Below are 16,920 nucleotides of genomic sequence, written 5' to 3'. Positions count from 1 at the left end.
GGCTAGTGATTTCCCGTTTGCTCGCCAGCGCGCTGCCTTCCAAAATCAAGTTTTCCAACGAACACCGTGAAAACGGTTTCTGCCTCACAACGTCCTCGCATCCGCAGGAGCGAACGGCAAGTCGGGGCTGTCGAATAGGGAACCAAACCCAAAGCGCATCGTTCCCCCGCAATTCACGGGATCGACATCTGCGCCGGGGCTCCCTATCTCCAGCTCCGTTAATGACAGGAACTTATCTTCTCGCCTATGACATCCGAACAGGACAAAGACGTCGCGGTTCCGCCCGCCGAGGGTGCTGCCAGTACCGCGAAGCGTACCGACCGAAAAGAACGACCCGAATGGGCAACTGGCTTGCGCCAGCTTTACGATTCCGTCGTCGACGAGGATATACCGGACCAATTCAAGGATCTGCTGTCGCAGCTGGACACTAAGAACTGATGGGGTCGAACACACGCACGGTCGCGGAAAAGGCCGATTTCAAACGGGAACTGACGGAAGTCGTTCCGCATCTTCGCGCGTTTGCGCGGGGTCTCTGCGGACGCGCCGACATGGCGGACGATCTGGTGCAGGAAGCCCTGCTAAAGGCGTGGGCGGCCCAGGAGCGGTTCGAGCCCGGCACGTCGATGCGCGCCTGGACCTTTGTCATCCTGCGCAATGCCTATCTCACCGATATGCGCCGAAACCGGTTCCGCGGCGAATATGACGAAGGTGTCGCGGAACGCGTCCTGACCGCGCCTGCCGGCCAGGAAGAACCGCTGCATCTGTCCGACATGCATCGCGCCTTGCTGACGCTTCCTCCCGAACGGCGCGAGGCGCTGTTGCTGGTCGGTGCGGGCGGCTTCTCCTACGAGGAAGCTGCGAATATCTGCGGCTGTGCGGTCGGCACGATCAAGAGCCGCGTCGGCCGTGCCCGCGCCGCTTTAAACGCGATGCTTGCCGACGGTGCAATCCCGCGCCGCTCCACTTCCGACGATGCGGCGCATCGCGCAATTCTTGAAGAGCTGGACGATGTTGCCGCCGGCAACGGCGTTGCCGCGCGTAACTGAGCGCCGTGCGGCCGCATCCTTCGAGGATGCCAAGCGGTTTTCGACCGACCTTCCCGCTGGCGAGCAGTCGGAGGCATGAACACGGGCGAAGTTGGACCGGGCGCGACGTCCGATAGCGGAGCCGAAACCGAGCGCACGACCTCGCGCGGTCGGCGAAAAGGATTCGCCGAGCAGGAATTGCGCCTGATTTCGGCGCTGGTCGTCCTGATCGGACTCGGCCTGTTCTTCGCGATGCCCTTTGTGCTTTCGATCGGATCGGTGGTGTTCCTGCCGATTACCGCCGCACTGGTGCTCACCATCATTCTGTCGCCTCTGGCAGACAGGCTGGCGGCCTGGGGCCTTCCCAATGTGCTCGCATCCTTCATCGCCCTGCTGATTTTCCTCGGCGTCCTGCTTCTTGCGCTGGCTCTGATCCTGCAGCCAGCGACGGTCCTTTTCGACCGCTTGCCGACCATGATCGACACGGCGGGCGCTCGGTTCTCCGATCTGCGCAATCAGTTCGGCTGGATCGCGCAGATCAACGAACAGCTCGCCGAACTGATGGCTCGCGAGGAGGGGCGCGAAGTCGTCGTCGCCACGCCGAGCCTCTTGCAGGAGCTCGCTTTTGCAACACCCAGCGTCGTGATCGAAACGATCCTGACCTTCCTGATGGCGTTCTTCATGGTCGAGGCGCGCGTTCGCCTGCGCCAGAAGTTGCTGTTCGGGCGCAGTTCCTTCGGAACCAGCGTGAAGGCCGCGCGAGTCCTGCGCGAGGTGCAGGACCGGGTCGCCTCCTATGTAATGACCGTCGGTTGGATCAACATCTGCGTCGGCATCGTCGCGGGATTGGGGGCATGGGCCCTCGGCGTCGAGGCACCGGTGATGTGGGGCGGCCTGGCCGCGCTCCTCAATTTCCTGCCCTATATCGGCCCCACGATCATGGTCGGCCTTCTCGCCCTGTTCGGAATCGGGACGATGGAAACGGTGCTGATCGGATTGATCCCGGCGGCGGCCTATCTCGGCCTTCACACCGTCGAGGCGAACGTCGTTACTCCATCGATCCTCGGCGCGCGGTTCACTATGAACCCGGTAATGATCCTGATCGCCCTGATGTATTTTTCATGGATATGGGGAATGATCGGGGCGCTTCTGTCGGTTCCGATCCTCCTTATCCTGACCGCATTGTTCGAACATACGGGGCGTCCGAACCTGGTGGGCTTCGTCTTCGGTGAACCGCTGTTCGCGAACGATATGTTCGACTTGGTGAGCGATACGCCGGGCGAAAAGACATCCGAAGAGACGCGATCCGCCTGATCCGGATTGGCAGCCGCCAAACAAAAGGCCCGCATCGCGAATACGATGCGGGCCTTTTACGTTAGGACTCAAGCGCGATCAGCTCGAATATTTCCATGTTTCGCCGCGTGCGAGATTGTCCGAGGCGAAGCTCCAATTGATCTTGCTGCCCAGAACCGCGTCGAGATATTCCGGACGCTTATTCTGGTGATCGAGATAATAGGCGTGCTCCCACAGGTCGATCGTCAGAAGCGGGTTGATCCCGTCCTTGTCGGCCAGCGTGTCGCCGTCATGCGTTTCCTCGATCGTCAGTTCGCCATTCTTGACGGCGAGCCAGACCCAGCCGCTGGCGAAATGACCTGCGCCGCGCTCGGCCAGCTTCTTCTTCAGCTCCTCGGTCGAACCGAAGGCCTTGTCGATCATGGCCTGCAATTCGTCCGAAATGCTGCCTTCTTCGGCCGCCATCGAATGCCAGTAGAACCCGTGGTTCCAGGCCTGGGCCGAATTGTTGAAAAGGCCCTGATCGTTACCGCGCGCCGCAGCGATCACTTCTTCAAGCGATTTGTCGGCATGGCCCGTGCCCTCGATCGCCTTGTTGGTCTTGTCGACATAGGCCTGATGATGCTTGCCGTGGTGATAGGACAGCGTTTCCGCCGAAACGGCCGGGTCGAGCGCGCTGTCCGCATAGGGCAGGTCTGTGAGCTTGAATGCCATGTTTGTAAGTCCCTCTTGGTCGGTTGGTTGTGGGTGTATGGTCGATTAACGCTTCTGGGCGATGATTGTTGCATCGTTCGGAACCAATTTCTTGCGTGCCGGTAATCGCCTCTCTCGATTGAAAGCGGATTTCGGTTCTCACCCTTTCCTTCCAACGCCTTTCGCGGCAGAAGCCCCGACAAACTTTCATATTTGGACGCTTTGCATGACACGCAGGTTCTTCGGCACGGATGGTATCCGGGGCCGCACAAACTCGGGCAAGCTGACCGCCGCCATGGCGATGCGGGTGGGGCAGGCCGCAGGCAGGCATTTCCGCCGCGGGGATCATCGCCATCGCGTGGTCATCGGCAAGGATACGCGATTGTCCGGCTATATGATGGAAAGCGCGCTGGTGGCGGGCTTCACCAGTTCGGGAGTGGACGTCATCATGACCGGCCCCCTCCCAACCCCTGCCATTGCCATGCTGACGCGCGAGATGCGGGCGGATCTGGGCGTCATGATCTCGGCCAGTCACAATCTCTACGAAGACAACGGTATCAAGCTCTTCGGCCCCGACGGCTTCAAGCTCTCGGACGAAGACGAGCTGGCGATCGAAGCGTTGATGGACGAGGAGCCGGTTCTCGCCGATGCGCCCGAAATCGGGCGGGCGCGCCGGATCGAGGATGCGCGCGGGCGCTATATCCACGCGATCAAGCAATCGGTGGGCCCGGCCATGCGGTTCGACGATCTCAAGGTCGTCATCGATTGCGCCAACGGTGCCGCCTACCATGTCGCGCCTTCCGCCATCTGGGAGCTTGGGGCCGAAATCGTCACTTTGGGCGTCGAACCCAACGGCACGAACATCAATCGCGGCGTCGGCTCCACCGCGCTCGACGCGGTCAAGGCCAAGGTTGTCGAAGTCGGCGCGGATATCGGCATCGCGCTCGACGGGGATGCCGATCGCCTGATCGTCGTCGACGAGAAGGGGCGCACGGTCGATGGCGACCAGATCATGGCGCTGATTGCCGACCGAATGGCCGACAAGGGTGTTCTGACCGGAGGCGGCGTGGTCGCCACCGTGATGTCCAATCTGGGGCTCGAGCGCCATCTGGCAGAGCGCGGCCTGACGCTGGAGCGCACGAAGGTCGGTGACCGATACGTGCTGGAGCGGATGAAGGAAGGTGGCTTCAATGTCGGCGGCGAGCAATCGGGTCACATGATCCTGCTCGATCACGGCACTACTGGAGACGGGACGATCGCGGCGCTGCGCGTCCTCTCCAGCATGGTCTGGTCGGGCAAGCCGGCAAGCGAATTGCTGCATGTCTTCGATCCCGTACCCCAGCTGCTCAAGAACGTTCGTTACGAAAGCGGCTCTCCGCTCGATGCCGACGCCGTGAAACGCGCAATCGCCGAAGCCGAGAGCGAGCTGTCCGGAAAAGGCCGCCTCGTTATCCGTGCTTCGGGCACCGAACCGCTGATCCGCGTAATGGCCGAAGGGGACGATGCCCAACAGGTCGAACGCGTGGTCGACACTATCTGCGACGCGGTGCGCGCAGCCGCGTGATATCCTCCCCGCCCCCTCGCATTCTTTCCATCGCCGGGTCCGATTCTTCGGGCGGAGCCGGAATCCAGGCCGATCTCAAGACCATCGCTATGCTGGGCGGTTACGGCATGAGCGCGATTACCGCCGTCACCGCGCAGAACACTCTCGGCGTCCACGCGGTCGAGGCGCTGGATGCGGATTTCGTGATGGCGCAGGTGGACGCCTGCCTCGACGATATCGGTGCCGATGGGATCAAGATCGGCATGCTGGGATCGCCCACGACGGCGCGAGCGCTCGCCCGTCGACTGGATAGCTTTGCCGGGCCGATCGTGTTCGATCCGGTCATGGTCGCGACCAGCGGAGCGGCTCTGGCAGACGAGGCGACGATCGCCGGATTTGCCGAGCTGATGGCGATCGCCACGATCGTCACGCCCAATATTCCCGAGCTCGCCGCGCTGACCGGGCGCACCGAACCGGCCGAAGACGCGATCGTCGATGCGGGTCTGGATCTGGCAAGCAGGCACGATGTCATGGTGCTGGCCAAGGGCGGCCATGCGGAAACCGGCGATCAGGTACTCGACCGCGTACTCGCGCCCAGCGGCAAGATCGCGAGCTTCGGCCATGCCCGGCTTGAAACGCGGCACACGCACGGGACGGGCTGCACCCTTTCAGCAGCGCTCGCCACCATGCTTGCGCATCGCCTGCCCTTGACCGACGCGGTACGGATGGCGCGCGCCTTCACTTTCGCGGCGATCGAGAACGCGCCCGGCTTCGGCGCCGGCCACGGCCCGCTGGGCCATCAGGCAGTGCGCCGGTTGGCGGAGGGTTCCTCCGACTGAGCCGGACGCGCTTTCAGCGCTTCAGGTCGTAAAAATCCGCGATATGCTCCCACGCATCCTCGGCGCTCTCGCACCAGCGGAACAGGTCGAGATCGGCGTGGTTGATCGTCCCCTCCTCCGCCAGAGCCTCGAAATCGACGACGCGAGTCCAGAAATCCTTGCCGAACAGCAGGATCGGCATCGGTTTCATCTTGCCGGTCTGGATCAGGGTCAGCAGCTCGAAGAACTCGTCGAACGTACCGAACCCGCCCGGGAACACCGCCACCGCCTTGGCGCGCAGCAGGAAGTGCATCTTGCGCAGCGCGAAATAGTGGAAGTTCAGCGATAAATAGGGTGTCACATATTGGTTGGGCGCCTGCTCATGCGGCAGGATGATGTTGAGGCCAACGCTTTCGCCGCCCGCATCGCTCGCACCGCGATTGGCGGCTTCCATGATCGACGGGCCACCGCCGGAACACACCACGAACTGGCGCTTGCCGTTCTCGATAATCGACTTTTCGGTCGCGATCTTGGCGAGCTTGCGCGCCTCGGCGTAATATTTGCTCTTCGCGACCAGGCTTTCGACCACACGGCGCTCGCCTTCAGGCAGGTCCTTCGCACCTTCCAACGCCGTCTCCGCAGCTTCGGGCGGCGGGATGCGGGCGCTGCCATACATCACCAGTGTGGAGCCCACGCCCGCCTCGTCCAAGATCATTTCAGGCTTCAGCAGCTCGAGCTGGAAGCGGACCGGGCGCAATTCTTCGCGCAGGAGAAATTCGGTGTCCTGAAATGCCAGCTTGTAGGCGGGATGCGCGGTCTGCGGCGTCTGGCGCGGCTGCGATTTCTCGAACTTCGCCTCTTCTTCGGCAGGGTAGAATTTGCGATCGCTCAGATCGCGCTCGGTCTTGTCTGTCGTGTCGTTTTTCATCGTCGCGGCGATAGGTCGCCAGCGGCCCCTGGGCAAGCGCTTCGCGACGCAGGCGACGGGCTCGATCGCTGAGCCCTGAACCTGTCAGGCGATGGCGCGCTGCTTTTTCTGCTCCGCCATCTCGTGGAAGAGCTCGGCAACGCGCGCAATCGGAAGCGGCTCGCTGAGCAGATATCCCTGGATATACTGACACCCTTCGCGGCGCAGGATTTCCATCTGTTCGGGCAATTCGACGCCTTCGGCCAGCGTATCCATTCCCAACGCTTCCGCCAGCGTCGTGATCGCGCGGATGACTGCGTGGGCATTGCCCTCACCCGCCAGATCCTGAACGAAGCTGCGGTCGATCTTGACCTTGTCGAACGGAAAACTGCGCAGATAGCTGAGCGAGGAATAGCCGGTGCCGAAATCGTCGAGCGCGATCCTGACGCCGACATCGCGCAGGGAATGGAGCGTCCCCAGCGTCTTATCGACATTGGCGATGAAGACGCTTTCCGTGATTTCCAGCTCGAGCCGTTTGGGCGACAGGCCGGTCGTGGACAGAGCCTGCATGATCGTGTTGGCAAGGCCAGGTGCGAGGAATTGCTTAGGCGAAATGTTGACCGCGACCGAAAGCTCGTCCGGCCAGTCGCGCGCGATGCGACAGGCTTCGCGCAGCACCCATTCACCGATCGGCAGGATCAGGCCGGTCTCTTCCGCCAGCGGGATGAATTCACCCGGGCTTATCATGCCCTTCGTCGGGTGCGGCCAGCGGATCAGGGCCTCGAAACCCTGCAACCGGTCTGCACGCAGGTCGTAAAGCGGCTGGAAGTACAGTTCGAACCCGCCATCGCGGATCGCGAGCCGCAAATCGAGTTCCATCTCGCGGCGTCGACGCGCCTGCTCGTCGAGCGAGGGCTCGAAGAAGTGATGGTTGGCCTTGCCGTCGCGCTTGGCACGGTACAGCGCGAGATCGGCGTGCTTCATCAAGGTGATGCCGTCCTCACCGTCGCCGGGTGCAATGGCAATGCCGATGCTGGCCGAACTCACCGCCTGATGCCCACCGAGATCGACGGGGCGTTCGAAGCAGGCCTGGATTTCGTCGGCCAGGGCGGTGAGATTGCTGTGCGGTTCGATGTGGCTGATCAGCACGGCGAATTCGTCTCCGCCGAACCGCGCGATGCGGGCTTGCGGCAGATGCTTGCGAAGGTGGGCGGCGGTTTCGCGCAGCAGCGCGTCACCGGCGGGATGGCCCATCGTGTCGTTGACGACCTTGAAATCGTCGAGATCGACATAGGCGACGAGCACGCGATCGTCGTCTTTGCGCAAGGACAGCGCCTCGTCCAATTGCTGGACGAAGAGCTTGCGATTGGGCAGCCCGGTCAACCCGTCATGCAGGCCGACATGGATGATCTCGCGCTCGCGCTCGGCGATCGCCTTGACCATTCCGTTGAAATTGGTCGCCAATCGCCCGATCTCGTCCTCGCCTTCGACGGCGAGCGTCGCGTCTTCGCCGCGAGCGAATTTTCGCACCGCGACGTCGAGGCGGTTCAGCGGCCGTGTTATGCCACTGGCGATGCGAAAGCCGAGCGCGATGACGAGCGCCAAACCGGCAGCGATCACCCCGGCGAGCAGATACCGCAACGAGGCGTATTGGGCGAGCGCTTCGCCCAGCGAATGTTCGAGCACCAGGCGCGGTTCGATTCCGTCCTGCAGCGCGGGAAGGCGCGAGATGTGATAGAGATGATCGTTCTCGCCCCGCCCTTCGAGGATTTCCCCGTCCTGCGTGCCACGGGCCCACTCGGGTAGGTCCGACTGGGCCGAAACGCGCGCCCGCATATCGACTCCTCCCAGCTTGGCGAGCCGATCCATTTCCGCGGCGTTAAGCGGCTGCGTAACCACCAGCCAGCCGACGGTGTCGGGCACCTCGATGGGTGAAGCGGCCGCGAGCGCGAATTCGCCGCCGAACCGCATCAGTCCCTTCCGGCCTCCATCGTCCAGCGGCCCCCAAATGGTGTCCACCGGCGGGTATCGACCACTGCCGTCTTCCACCAGCGAACCGTCGAGACCGACCACGAAGGCGGACCCGCTTTTCGAGCGCGAGCGCAGCGATCGCAGCGCGCTCGCTATGGTCGCGGAATCCCCGGTGGCGACTGCTTCGCGAAATCCGAAATCGCGCGACAGGACATCGGCGGAGCCGAGCATCTGGCGTGCGCGCAGATCGAGGATTTCGTCGACTACTTTTGCATTCGCGCTCAGGTTTCCGGAGGCAGCCTTTTCTCCGAAACGCTCGATGCTCTGGCTGACCAGAAGCATGACGACGGCCATGACGGCCGCGAACAGGATGGTGAACAGTACGGCGATGCGAAGCCGCAGCGTGCCGAAACGAAAGTTCGGCACGCGACCGAAAAGAGCTCTCGTCATCTCAGAGTGACCGCGAGGCGGTGGCGGTTGGACCCGCCGGAAATCTCAACCGCGCGCTGCATTTCGTTGCCCGGAGCGCGAAGGCGTGGGTGCCAGACCGTAATCTTGGCCGCGCCGCTCGGCACGGCGTCGATTGCGAGCATGCCGTTATGATCGGTCTTTCCTGCGTAAGGCGTGTCCACCACGCGGATGTAGCCGCGCATCTGATCGTGGATGTTGCATCCCAGCGCGACCGCGCCCGCGATCGGGAATTTCTGCGTTCGCGTCTGATCGCGGCCGAACAGGTCGATCTCGAAACGTGCGGGTTTCGAAAAGCTGTAGACCGAGTGGCGCACCGTATCGAGATTGGGGAACGCCACCGTGCTGCCGCGCGCGATCACCAGCGTACCGGGCACGAATTGTTCGTTGCGCTGCGCCATCGCCATGCGCCAGGGGAAGGTGATCCGCCCGGTTTCAGGCCCCGCCGCATCGATCTCGACCACGGCATCGCGTACGGGCACGCCCTTGGCATCCACGATCTGCACGCGCACCGGCACGCTCGACGCGGCCCAGGCGGCGGTGAGCGGGATGGCGATCAGAACGGCGAGGGCGGAGAGGATACGAAACATGACCCCGCACTATCGCGAAAATCCTTAAGATTCCCTGCTGTCATCCTTGATCGAAACTTAACCATTCCATGGGAGAGGGCGGCCATGATGCATCGCCTTTTCCCCTCTGCTTCAGCGATTGCCGTCTTCCTTTGCGCATCCGTGGCCCACGCTTCGGAGCCCCGGATCGCCTACGATACGTCGAGCTTCGGCGATGGCTTCGATGCGCCTTCGCCGACCGCGTTCGACGCAGCGGCCACGGCACCCGAAACGACGGCCGAGCTCGGTTCTTCGAATGACACGCGCGCTACGCAATTTGCGCATTCGGATGAGAGCGCCGGGCCGACTCAGCCTCTCGACATGCCGTCCTTCACCGATGGCTATTCGCGCAAATTGCTGCTGACCAACGGTATCGCCAGTCTCGAAGGCGCCAGCGGCGGGGGCATCGCCAATTGGGCGATCCTCGCCGGGATGCAGGAACGCGGCCTCGGCGGCGGCGTCCATGCGACCGCCGTGCTGCTGCCGGATTTCGACTGGCAAAGTTTCGGCGCGGGCGTGAGCTATGCCAACCGGATCGAGCTGTCCTATGCCCGGCAGCGCTTCGACACGGGCGATGTCGGCGCGGCGCTGAGGCTGGGACAGGGTTTCACGTTCGACCAGGACGTGTTCGGCGCGAAACTGCGCCTGTTCGGCGACCTGGTATACGGAAACCCGATGCTGCCGCAGGTCAGCCTTTCCGTGCAGCACAAGCGCAACCGCGATGGCGACATCGTGCGCGCGGTCGGCGCACTGCACGATAGCGGCACCGATATCTCGCTTTCCGCGACCAAGCTTCTGCTGGCGCAAAGCATTCTGCTCGGCGGAGCCGTGCGGCTGACCAAGGCGAACCAGACGGGGCTGCTCGGGTTCGGGAGCGCATCGAACCCCGATTACTCGCTCCAGTTCGAAGGCTCGCTCGCCTACCAGCTTTCGCGTCGCGCGGTCGTGGGCGCGGAGGTTCGCACCAAGCCGGACAATCTGGGCCTCGGTGAAGACGACTGGATGGACCTGTTCGCCGCCTACGCGCCGTCCGATTTTCTCACGCTCACCGCCGCCTATGCCGATCTCGGCTCGATCGCGACCTTCGAAGACCAGCGCGGCGCGTTTCTCCAGGCCCAGCTGGCCTTCTGATCCGACTGGAATTTTCGCATGCTATCGAACGCCGCCACTATCGCCCTTGCTCTCCTGTTCCAGCAGGCACCTGCGGAAGACGTCGACTGGGATGCCGAATTCGGCGTCGAAAAGGTCGAGCGCGATCCCGTGACGGGCGAGCTGCCGGTAGAGGAGTATCGACAGAGCAACGCCAATGCCGGTGCCAAGCCCTTCTCCGGCGATGCGATGGCGCACGCTTTCGGCGGTCAGGACGGTATTCGCCGCATCACCGATCGCCTGGTAGCGCTCAACACCTCCGACCCGCGCATCGCCGCGGTGTTCGAAGGGCATGACATGGTCCGTCTGCGGCGCGTGCTGTTCGAACAGTTCTGCTACATCCTCAACGCGGGCTGCACCTATACCGGGCGGGACATGGAAAGCTCGCATTCCGGCATGGGCACCACCCGGGGCGACATAAACGCGCTGGTCGAGAATTTGCAGAAGGCCATGCGTGAAGAAGGCGTGGATTTCCGGTCGCAGAACCGCTTCCTGTCGAAGCTCGCCCCCATGTCGGGCGATGTGATCGAGCGCTGAACCTATATTCTGCTATTGCGAGTTATTCGCATTGACGGGATAGACCAGCCCGGCTAGCCGCCTCGCCATGTCGCGCGGGACGATCAAGATCTGGTATCTGATCCACAAATGGAGCGGTCTGATCCCGACCGTGTTCCTATTGATGCTGTGCGTGACCGGCCTGCCGCTGATCTTCCACGACGAGATCGATGCCGCGATGGGCGCGGATTCCGCGAACGCGCTGGCGGGCGAGCCGTCCGCCGAAGGGGGCCTCCCGCTCGACAGGATGCTCGCCGCCGCTCTGGCCGAACGGCCCGGCGAAGTGCCGCTGTTCATGGCTTTCAGCCCCGATTCGCCCCTGCTGACCGTGACCACCGGCCCCACACCCGATGCGGCGGGCGAGGATATGAGCCTGCTCTTCCTCGACCGTGCGAGCGGTGCCTCGCTGGGGCCAGCGCCGGGCAATCCGCTGATGGATTTCCTCCTCCAGCTCCACACCGACATGTTTCTCGGGCTGCCGGGCATGTGGGTCCTGGGCGCGATGGGATTGCTCTTCGTGGTCGCTCTCGTCTCGGGCACGGTCCTTTATGCTCCCTTCATGCGGCGGATCGCCTTCGGAACCGTGCGGGCCGAGCGCAGCCCTCGGGTGAAGCGGCTGGACCAGCATAATCTGATCGGGATCGTCGCTCTCGCCTGGATGGCAGTGATCGGGCTGACGGGTGCCATCAATGCCTTTGCCGATCCGCTGACGGATAGCTGGCGCGATGGCGAGGTCGCCGCGATGGCCGCCGCTTATGAGGGCGAAGCGCCCCTGCCGCCGTCACGCTATGGCTCGCTCGACACGGCGATGGCCTCGGCGCAAGCCGCCCTTCCCGGCCGCCGTCCGCAATTCATCGGCTTTCCCGGTGGCGACTGGTCGAGCGGGCATCATTACGCGATCTTCTTTCAGGGCGATCGCCCGCTGACCGAAAATCTCCTCACACCGGCGCTGGTCGATGCCGAAACCGGCGAGCTGACCGATGCGCGCACCATGCCGGCGCTAAACCAGGCGCTGATGATGTCGAAGCCGCTGCATTTCGGCGATTACGGCGGCCTTCCGCTCAAGATTATCTGGGCGGTGCTGACCTTGGCGACGATCTGGGTGCTGTGGACCGGCGTGCTGTTGTGGCTTCGCCGCCGCCCCGGCGCGCTGGACCGCCGGATCGAAGAAATCGCGTCGGGAGGTTTCAGGAAGGTCCGCGCATGATCCATTTTTCGCCCGATCCGGTCCGTCCGCGCCGCCTCACGCGCCGCCGCACCAACGCGCAAGTGTTCGCCTGGCCGCTCGCTCTTGCCCTTGCGAGCCTGCTCGGCCTGATCTCCGGCCTGACCGGAGACGGCATCCGCGATCTTATCTGCTGGGTCCTGCTTGGCCTTGTACCGCTCGTTATCATCGGGGCGCTCGCACGCCGCCGCTATCAGTCAAATCGCTAGAAAGATCTTCCCTCATGGCACTCGCTTACCGCATTTCTTCGCTCGCCCTGATCGCATCGCTTGCAACTGCGACGCATGCGCAGGAGGCTACCGAGCAGGTCGAAGAGATCGTCGTCACCGCGCAAGCTCGCAACGCGACCGAAGTGGTCAATGGCGGCCAAGCGGGCGTTCTCGGCGACAAACCCGCAGAGGATCTGCCCTTCAACCTGCGCTCCTATGACGAGAGCCTGATCCGCAACCAGCAGCCCCAGACTTTGGGTGCCGTGCTGGAAAACGATCCGACCATCCGCACAACGTACGGTTTCGGCAACGCCGCCGAACAATTCATCGTGCGTGGCTTCAGCCTGTTCGGGGACGATGTCGGCGTGAACGGGCTCTACGGGATCGGCCCGCGCCAGCTCGTCGCGCCCGAATTGTTCGGCAGCGTGCAGGTGCTGAACGGGGCCAGCGCATTCCTGAACGGGGCCGCGCCGGGCGGCTCGGGCCTGGGCGGCAACGTCAATCTCGTGTTGAAGCGGGCGCAGGCGCGCGATTTCGTTCGCGTCACCGCCAGCGCGGAAGAGAGCGCGCGCTTCGGCGGTGCGGTCGATATCTCGCGCCGGTTCGGTGCGAGCGGTGAATGGGGCCTGCGCGTCAACGGCGCCTATCGCGACGGCGAGACCGCAATCGACCGCGAGGATCGCCGCACCGCCGTGATCGGCGGCGCGCTCGATTACGATAGCGGGCCGTTCCGCGCCGTGCTCGACCTTGCTTTTCAGGAAATCCGCGTCGACGCGCTGCGCCCTAAGGTGACGGTCGCGACTTCCACGGTACCGAGCGTTCCCGAAGCGGACGCCAATTACGCCCAGAATTTCACCTATAGCGAATTGCGCGACGTGTTCGGGACGCTGAGCCTCGAATACGATATCGCCGACAATGCGCTGCTCTATGCGCGCGGCGGCGCACGCGATGGCGACGAGGCGGGCCTCTATGGCGGCATCACCGTGAACGACGCGACAACCGGCGCAGCCTCCGGCTCGGCCCTGTTCGTGCCCGCCACCACCAATAACGAAGCGATCGAGGCAGGCCTTCGTGTGAAGCTGGGCAGCACGATTACGCACGAGTTCAATTTCGGCGGCAACGCCAATTGGCAGGTGTTCCGCACCGCCTTCGACTTCCTGCCCGGATACGCCACAAATCTCTATGCGACGCCGCAAGTGCCCGAGCCCATCGGCCCCGGCTTCGTCGGCGGCGATCTCGACGATCCGAATCCGACCGCGCGCACCACGCTGTGGAGCGCCTTTGCCAGCGACACGATCGGCCTGTTCGGCGATCGCGTGCTTCTGACCGGCGGCCTGCGCCTACAGACCATTCGGCAGGAGAATACCAATTACGACGGATCACCGGGTACGTTGTATGACGAAAACGCGGTGACGCCCGTCGCCGGTATCGTCGTCAAACCGGTGGAGCGCCTGTCACTCTACGCCAACCGTATCGAAGCGCTCCAGCAGGGGCCGAGCGTGCCGGTCGATCCAAACAACCCGACCACCAATTTCGGCCAGTCGCTCGCTCCGCGTAAGTCGGTCCAGTATGAAATCGGCGGGAAGCTTGGGATCGGCGGCATGTTCCTCACCCTCGGCGCCTATCGCATCGAACGGCCCGGCGAAGGCGTGCTTTCCGATGGCAGCTTCGGCTATCTCGGCAATCAGCGCCACGAGGGGATCGAATTCACCGCCAATGGCGAAATCGCACCCGGTCTGCGCCTGATCGGCGGCGCGGCGTTGACCGACACCGAATTCGTGAACGGAAACGAAGTGGCAGGCGTGCCCGAATACACTGCCAATGCGAATGTCGAATGGGATCTGGGCTTCGTCCCCGGCCTCACGCTGACCGGGCGCGTGGTCCGGACCGGCGAACAATGGGTGGACCAGGCCAACACTTTGGAGCTCGACAGCTGGACGCGTTTCGATCTCGGCGCGCGCTACGTCTTCGCGGCGGGCGAGACGCCGGTGACCGTTCGCCTCTCGGTCGATAACGTCGCCAACGCGCGCTATTGGGCGAGTGCGTTCGACGCCTTCTCTCCTGCTCTGCTGCAAGGCGGCCCGCGCGCTGTAAAAGCCTCGATCTCCGCCGACTTCTGACAGGGTCCGGGTGGCGGCGCGCCCGTCATCCGACCGCTTGGATGGTGTCTTCGTCGAGTTTCGCCTTGCCCCGGCGGCGATCCCGCCGCACGATCTGTGCGACTGTTCGGGTAAGGGGTTTATCATGAAAACAAACACGATTTCCGCGCTCGCGCTGGCAGCAGCCATGGCGGCACAGATGGGTCCGCAAGCGCTGCGGGCACAGGAGACCAGCACCATGGCCGAAGACGCCGAAGCGCCGTTCGAAAGCGAAAACGATCCCTTCATCTGGCTGGAAGAGGCGCGCAGCGTGCCCGCCCTTTCCTGGGTCCGCTCGGAAAACGAGCGCGTCGATCAGACGCTGGGCGAAGACCCGCGCTTTGCCGAGCTCAAGGCCGAAGCGCTTGCCATCCTCGATAGCGAGGATCGCATTCCCTATGTCAGCTTCACCCCGCACGGGCTGATGAATTTCTGGCAGGATGCGAACAATCCCAAAGGCGTGCTGCGCCTGACCACGCTAGACAGCTATCGCACCGACGACCCGCAATGGGAAACCGTGCTCGATATCGACAGGCTGGCGCGCGAGGAGGGCCGCGAATGGGTCTTCGCCGGGTTCAACTGTCTGCCGCCCGAAGGCAATCGCTGCATGGTCGGCCTGTCCGATGGGGGCAAGGACGCGAACGAAATGCGCGAATTCGACGTGGCAACGCGGCAATTCGTCGATGGCGGGTTCCGCCTGCCCGAAAGTCAGGGCGGCGTCAGCTGGATCGACGAGGATACACTGCTCGTCAGCCGCGATTTCGGCGAAGGGACGCTGACCGAAAGCCTCTATCCGTACACCACCCGCCTCTGGAAACGCGGCACGGCGATCGAGGACGCGCCCGAGATCTTCCGCGGCGAGCCGTCCGACGTGTCGGCGGGCGCGATCCTGCTGCGCGATTCGACCGGAACGGTCCAGGCCCGCGCCGCCTATCGCGGCCTCAGCTTCCACGAGCGTGCCTATTACCTGCAACAGGGCGAGGAATGGACCCGGCTCGATATGCCGGAAAAATCCGGTCTGTTCGGGATCGTCGACGGGCATGTCCTGTTCAGCACCGACGTTCCCTGGACGGTCGGCGGCACCACTTTCCCGGCAGACTCGATCGTCGCCGCGGATCTCGCGGAATGGAAGGCCGATCCCAATGGCGCGGCCAAATCCCTGGTCTGGGCGCCTGCCGAGCGCCAGACCAAGCAGGGCGCCTCGATCACCGCCAATTCGATGTTCGTGAACCTGCTCGACAATGTGCGCGGCCAGGTCCTCAAATTCGATTACGAGGACGGCGAATGGACCAGCCGCCGCGTCGCCCTGCCCGATAACGCCACGGTCGGCGTCGCCGCATCGGACAATGAAAGCGACCGGATCATGTATTCGGTCACCGACTTCCTGACGCCCAGCACGCTCTATTATTCGGACGGCAGCGGCGCGCCGGAAGTGCTCAAGACCAGCCCTGCGCGCTTTTCGGCCGAGGGGATGAAGGTCGAACAGTTCGAGGCCATCAGCAAGGATGGGACGCGCATCCCCTATTTCGTGGTCAAGCCAGAGGGGATGACAATGGACGGGACCACGCCGACGCTGCTGTCCGGTTACGGCGGTTTCCAGGTTCCGCGGCTTCCCGGCTATCTCGGCACGACAGGCAAGCTCTGGCTGGAGCGCGGCGGGGCCTATGTGCTCGGCAATATGCGCGGCGGGGGCGAATTCGGCCCCGAGTGGCACCAGACCGCGATCCGCGAGAACAAGCAGCGCACCTGGGACGATTTCATCGCCATCGCCGAAGATCTGGTAAAGCGCGGGATTACCAGCCCGCAGCATCTCGGCATTCAGGGCGGCAGCCAGGGCGGCCTATTGGTCGGCACCGCCTTCACCCAGCGCCCCGACCTCTATAATGCGGCAATCGTCCAGATCCCGCTCTTCGACATGCTGCGCTATCACGAGATCGGGCGCGGCGCATCGTGGATCGGCGAATATGGCGATCCGCGCATTGCGGAGCAGCGCGCTTGGATCGAGCCGTACTCGCCCTATCAGAAGTTGACGCAGGACACCGATTTCCCGACGCCCTTCTATATCACCAGCACCGCCGACGACCGCACCCACCCCGCCCACGGGCGCAAGGCGGCGGCCCGGATGAGCGCGCAGGGCCAGGCCTATTACTATTATGAGGACATGACCGGCGGCCATTCGGGCGGCGTCGATAACGATCAGCGCGCCAAGCTGCTGGCCTTGCAACACGTCTATCTGATGCAGCAGCTGATGGACGAAGGCGGCGGTTACGACGAGGAATAGTCCGTTCAAGAGGCTGTGCGGCCCACAAAAAGGCGTG

General features: G+C 63.5%; 15 protein-coding genes. 11 read left to right on the top strand and 4 right to left on the bottom strand.

All coding sequences use genetic code 11. The annotated features are described in order from the left end of the window. Nucleotides 1–246: 246 nt before the first annotated feature. The 3 genes from J7347_RS12595 (at nt 247) to J7347_RS12585 (ending at nt 2,339) form a co-directional block, all read left to right on the top strand. Complete coding sequence (locus J7347_RS12595) at nt 247–438, top strand: NepR family anti-sigma factor (RefSeq protein WP_067678781.1); 192 nt, start codon at nt 247–249, stop codon at nt 436–438. Then, complete coding sequence (locus J7347_RS12590) at nt 438–1,046, top strand: sigma-70 family RNA polymerase sigma factor (protein ID WP_067678784.1); 609 nt, start codon at nt 438–440, stop codon at nt 1,044–1,046. Before J7347_RS12595 ends, J7347_RS12590 begins: the two co-directional genes overlap by 1 nt. 75 nt (nt 1,047–1,121) lie before the next feature. Next, nucleotides 1,122–2,339 (top strand): AI-2E family transporter, encoded by a 1,218-nt coding sequence (locus J7347_RS12585; protein ID WP_209162397.1) that lies wholly within the window; start codon nt 1,122–1,124, stop codon nt 2,337–2,339. 78 nt (nt 2,340–2,417) lie between these two features. Here the strand turns inward: J7347_RS12585 and J7347_RS12580 are convergent, their stop codons facing one another. After that, the gene (locus J7347_RS12580) at nt 2,418–3,032 is read right to left on the bottom strand and encodes a superoxide dismutase (protein WP_209162396.1); all 615 of its coding nucleotides are present in this window, start codon (nt 3,030–3,032) and stop codon (nt 2,418–2,420) included. A 205-nt stretch (nt 3,033–3,237) separates the two neighbouring features. Between J7347_RS12580 and glmM the strand changes: the two genes are divergently transcribed. After that, a complete protein-coding gene (gene glmM, locus J7347_RS12575; protein WP_209162395.1) occupies nt 3,238–4,575 on the top strand; it encodes a phosphoglucosamine mutase in 1,338 nt (445 codons plus the stop codon). Further along, the gene (thiD, locus tag J7347_RS12570) at nt 4,572–5,393 is read left to right on the top strand and encodes a bifunctional hydroxymethylpyrimidine kinase/phosphomethylpyrimidine kinase (RefSeq protein WP_209162394.1); all 822 of its coding nucleotides are present in this window, start codon (nt 4,572–4,574) and stop codon (nt 5,391–5,393) included. The genes glmM and thiD overlap by 4 nt, the downstream gene beginning before the upstream one ends. A 13-nt stretch (nt 5,394–5,406) precedes the next feature. Here thiD and J7347_RS12565 read toward each other — a convergent pair whose 3' ends face one another. From J7347_RS12565 to J7347_RS12555, 3 genes are all read right to left on the bottom strand, one after another. Then, nucleotides 5,407–6,300, bottom strand: coding sequence for an LOG family protein (locus J7347_RS12565; protein WP_067678795.1), 894 nt, complete (start codon nt 6,298–6,300; stop codon nt 5,407–5,409). An 84-nt stretch (nt 6,301–6,384) separates the two neighbouring features. Further along, nucleotides 6,385–8,700, bottom strand: coding sequence for an EAL domain-containing protein (locus J7347_RS12560; RefSeq protein ID WP_209162393.1), 2,316 nt, complete (start codon nt 8,698–8,700; stop codon nt 6,385–6,387). Beyond that, nucleotides 8,697–9,308, bottom strand: coding sequence for a methylamine utilization protein (locus tag J7347_RS12555; protein WP_209162392.1), 612 nt, complete (start codon nt 9,306–9,308; stop codon nt 8,697–8,699). The genes J7347_RS12560 and J7347_RS12555 overlap by 4 nt, the downstream gene beginning before the upstream one ends. 141 nt (nt 9,309–9,449) lie before the next feature. On the opposite strand from J7347_RS12555, the gene J7347_RS12550 reads away from it, so the two are divergent. From J7347_RS12550 to J7347_RS12525, 6 genes are all read left to right on the top strand, one after another. Beyond that, the gene (locus J7347_RS12550) at nt 9,450–10,457 is read left to right on the top strand and encodes a DUF3034 family protein (RefSeq protein WP_348521625.1); all 1,008 of its coding nucleotides are present in this window, start codon (nt 9,450–9,452) and stop codon (nt 10,455–10,457) included. A gap of 18 nt (nt 10,458–10,475) precedes the next feature. Further along, entirely contained in the window at nt 10,476–11,012 is a 537-nt protein-coding gene (locus J7347_RS12545) for a group 1 truncated hemoglobin (RefSeq protein WP_209162391.1), read from the top strand. Between the two features lie 67 nt (nt 11,013–11,079). Next, complete coding sequence (locus J7347_RS12540; protein ID WP_209162390.1) at nt 11,080–12,237, top strand: PepSY-associated TM helix domain-containing protein; 1,158 nt, start codon at nt 11,080–11,082, stop codon at nt 12,235–12,237. Next, the gene (locus J7347_RS12535) at nt 12,234–12,464 is read left to right on the top strand and encodes a hypothetical protein (RefSeq protein ID WP_209162522.1); all 231 of its coding nucleotides are present in this window, start codon (nt 12,234–12,236) and stop codon (nt 12,462–12,464) included. The genes J7347_RS12540 and J7347_RS12535 overlap by 4 nt, the downstream gene beginning before the upstream one ends. Nucleotides 12,465–12,478: 14 nt before the next feature. Then, complete coding sequence (locus J7347_RS12530; RefSeq protein WP_209162389.1) at nt 12,479–14,584, top strand: TonB-dependent siderophore receptor; 2,106 nt, start codon at nt 12,479–12,481, stop codon at nt 14,582–14,584. 124 nt (nt 14,585–14,708) lie between these two features. Then, on the top strand, nt 14,709–16,883 hold the full coding sequence (locus J7347_RS12525) for a prolyl oligopeptidase family serine peptidase (protein ID WP_209162388.1): 2,175 nt from the start codon (nt 14,709–14,711) through the stop codon (nt 16,881–16,883). Nucleotides 16,884–16,920: the final 37 nt, after the last annotated feature.

This window comes from Erythrobacter sp. A6_0 (assembly GCF_017744235.1).
Lineage (GTDB): Bacteria > Pseudomonadota > Alphaproteobacteria > Sphingomonadales > Sphingomonadaceae > Qipengyuania.
This window is presented reverse-complemented; position numbering and strand designations above follow the sequence as displayed.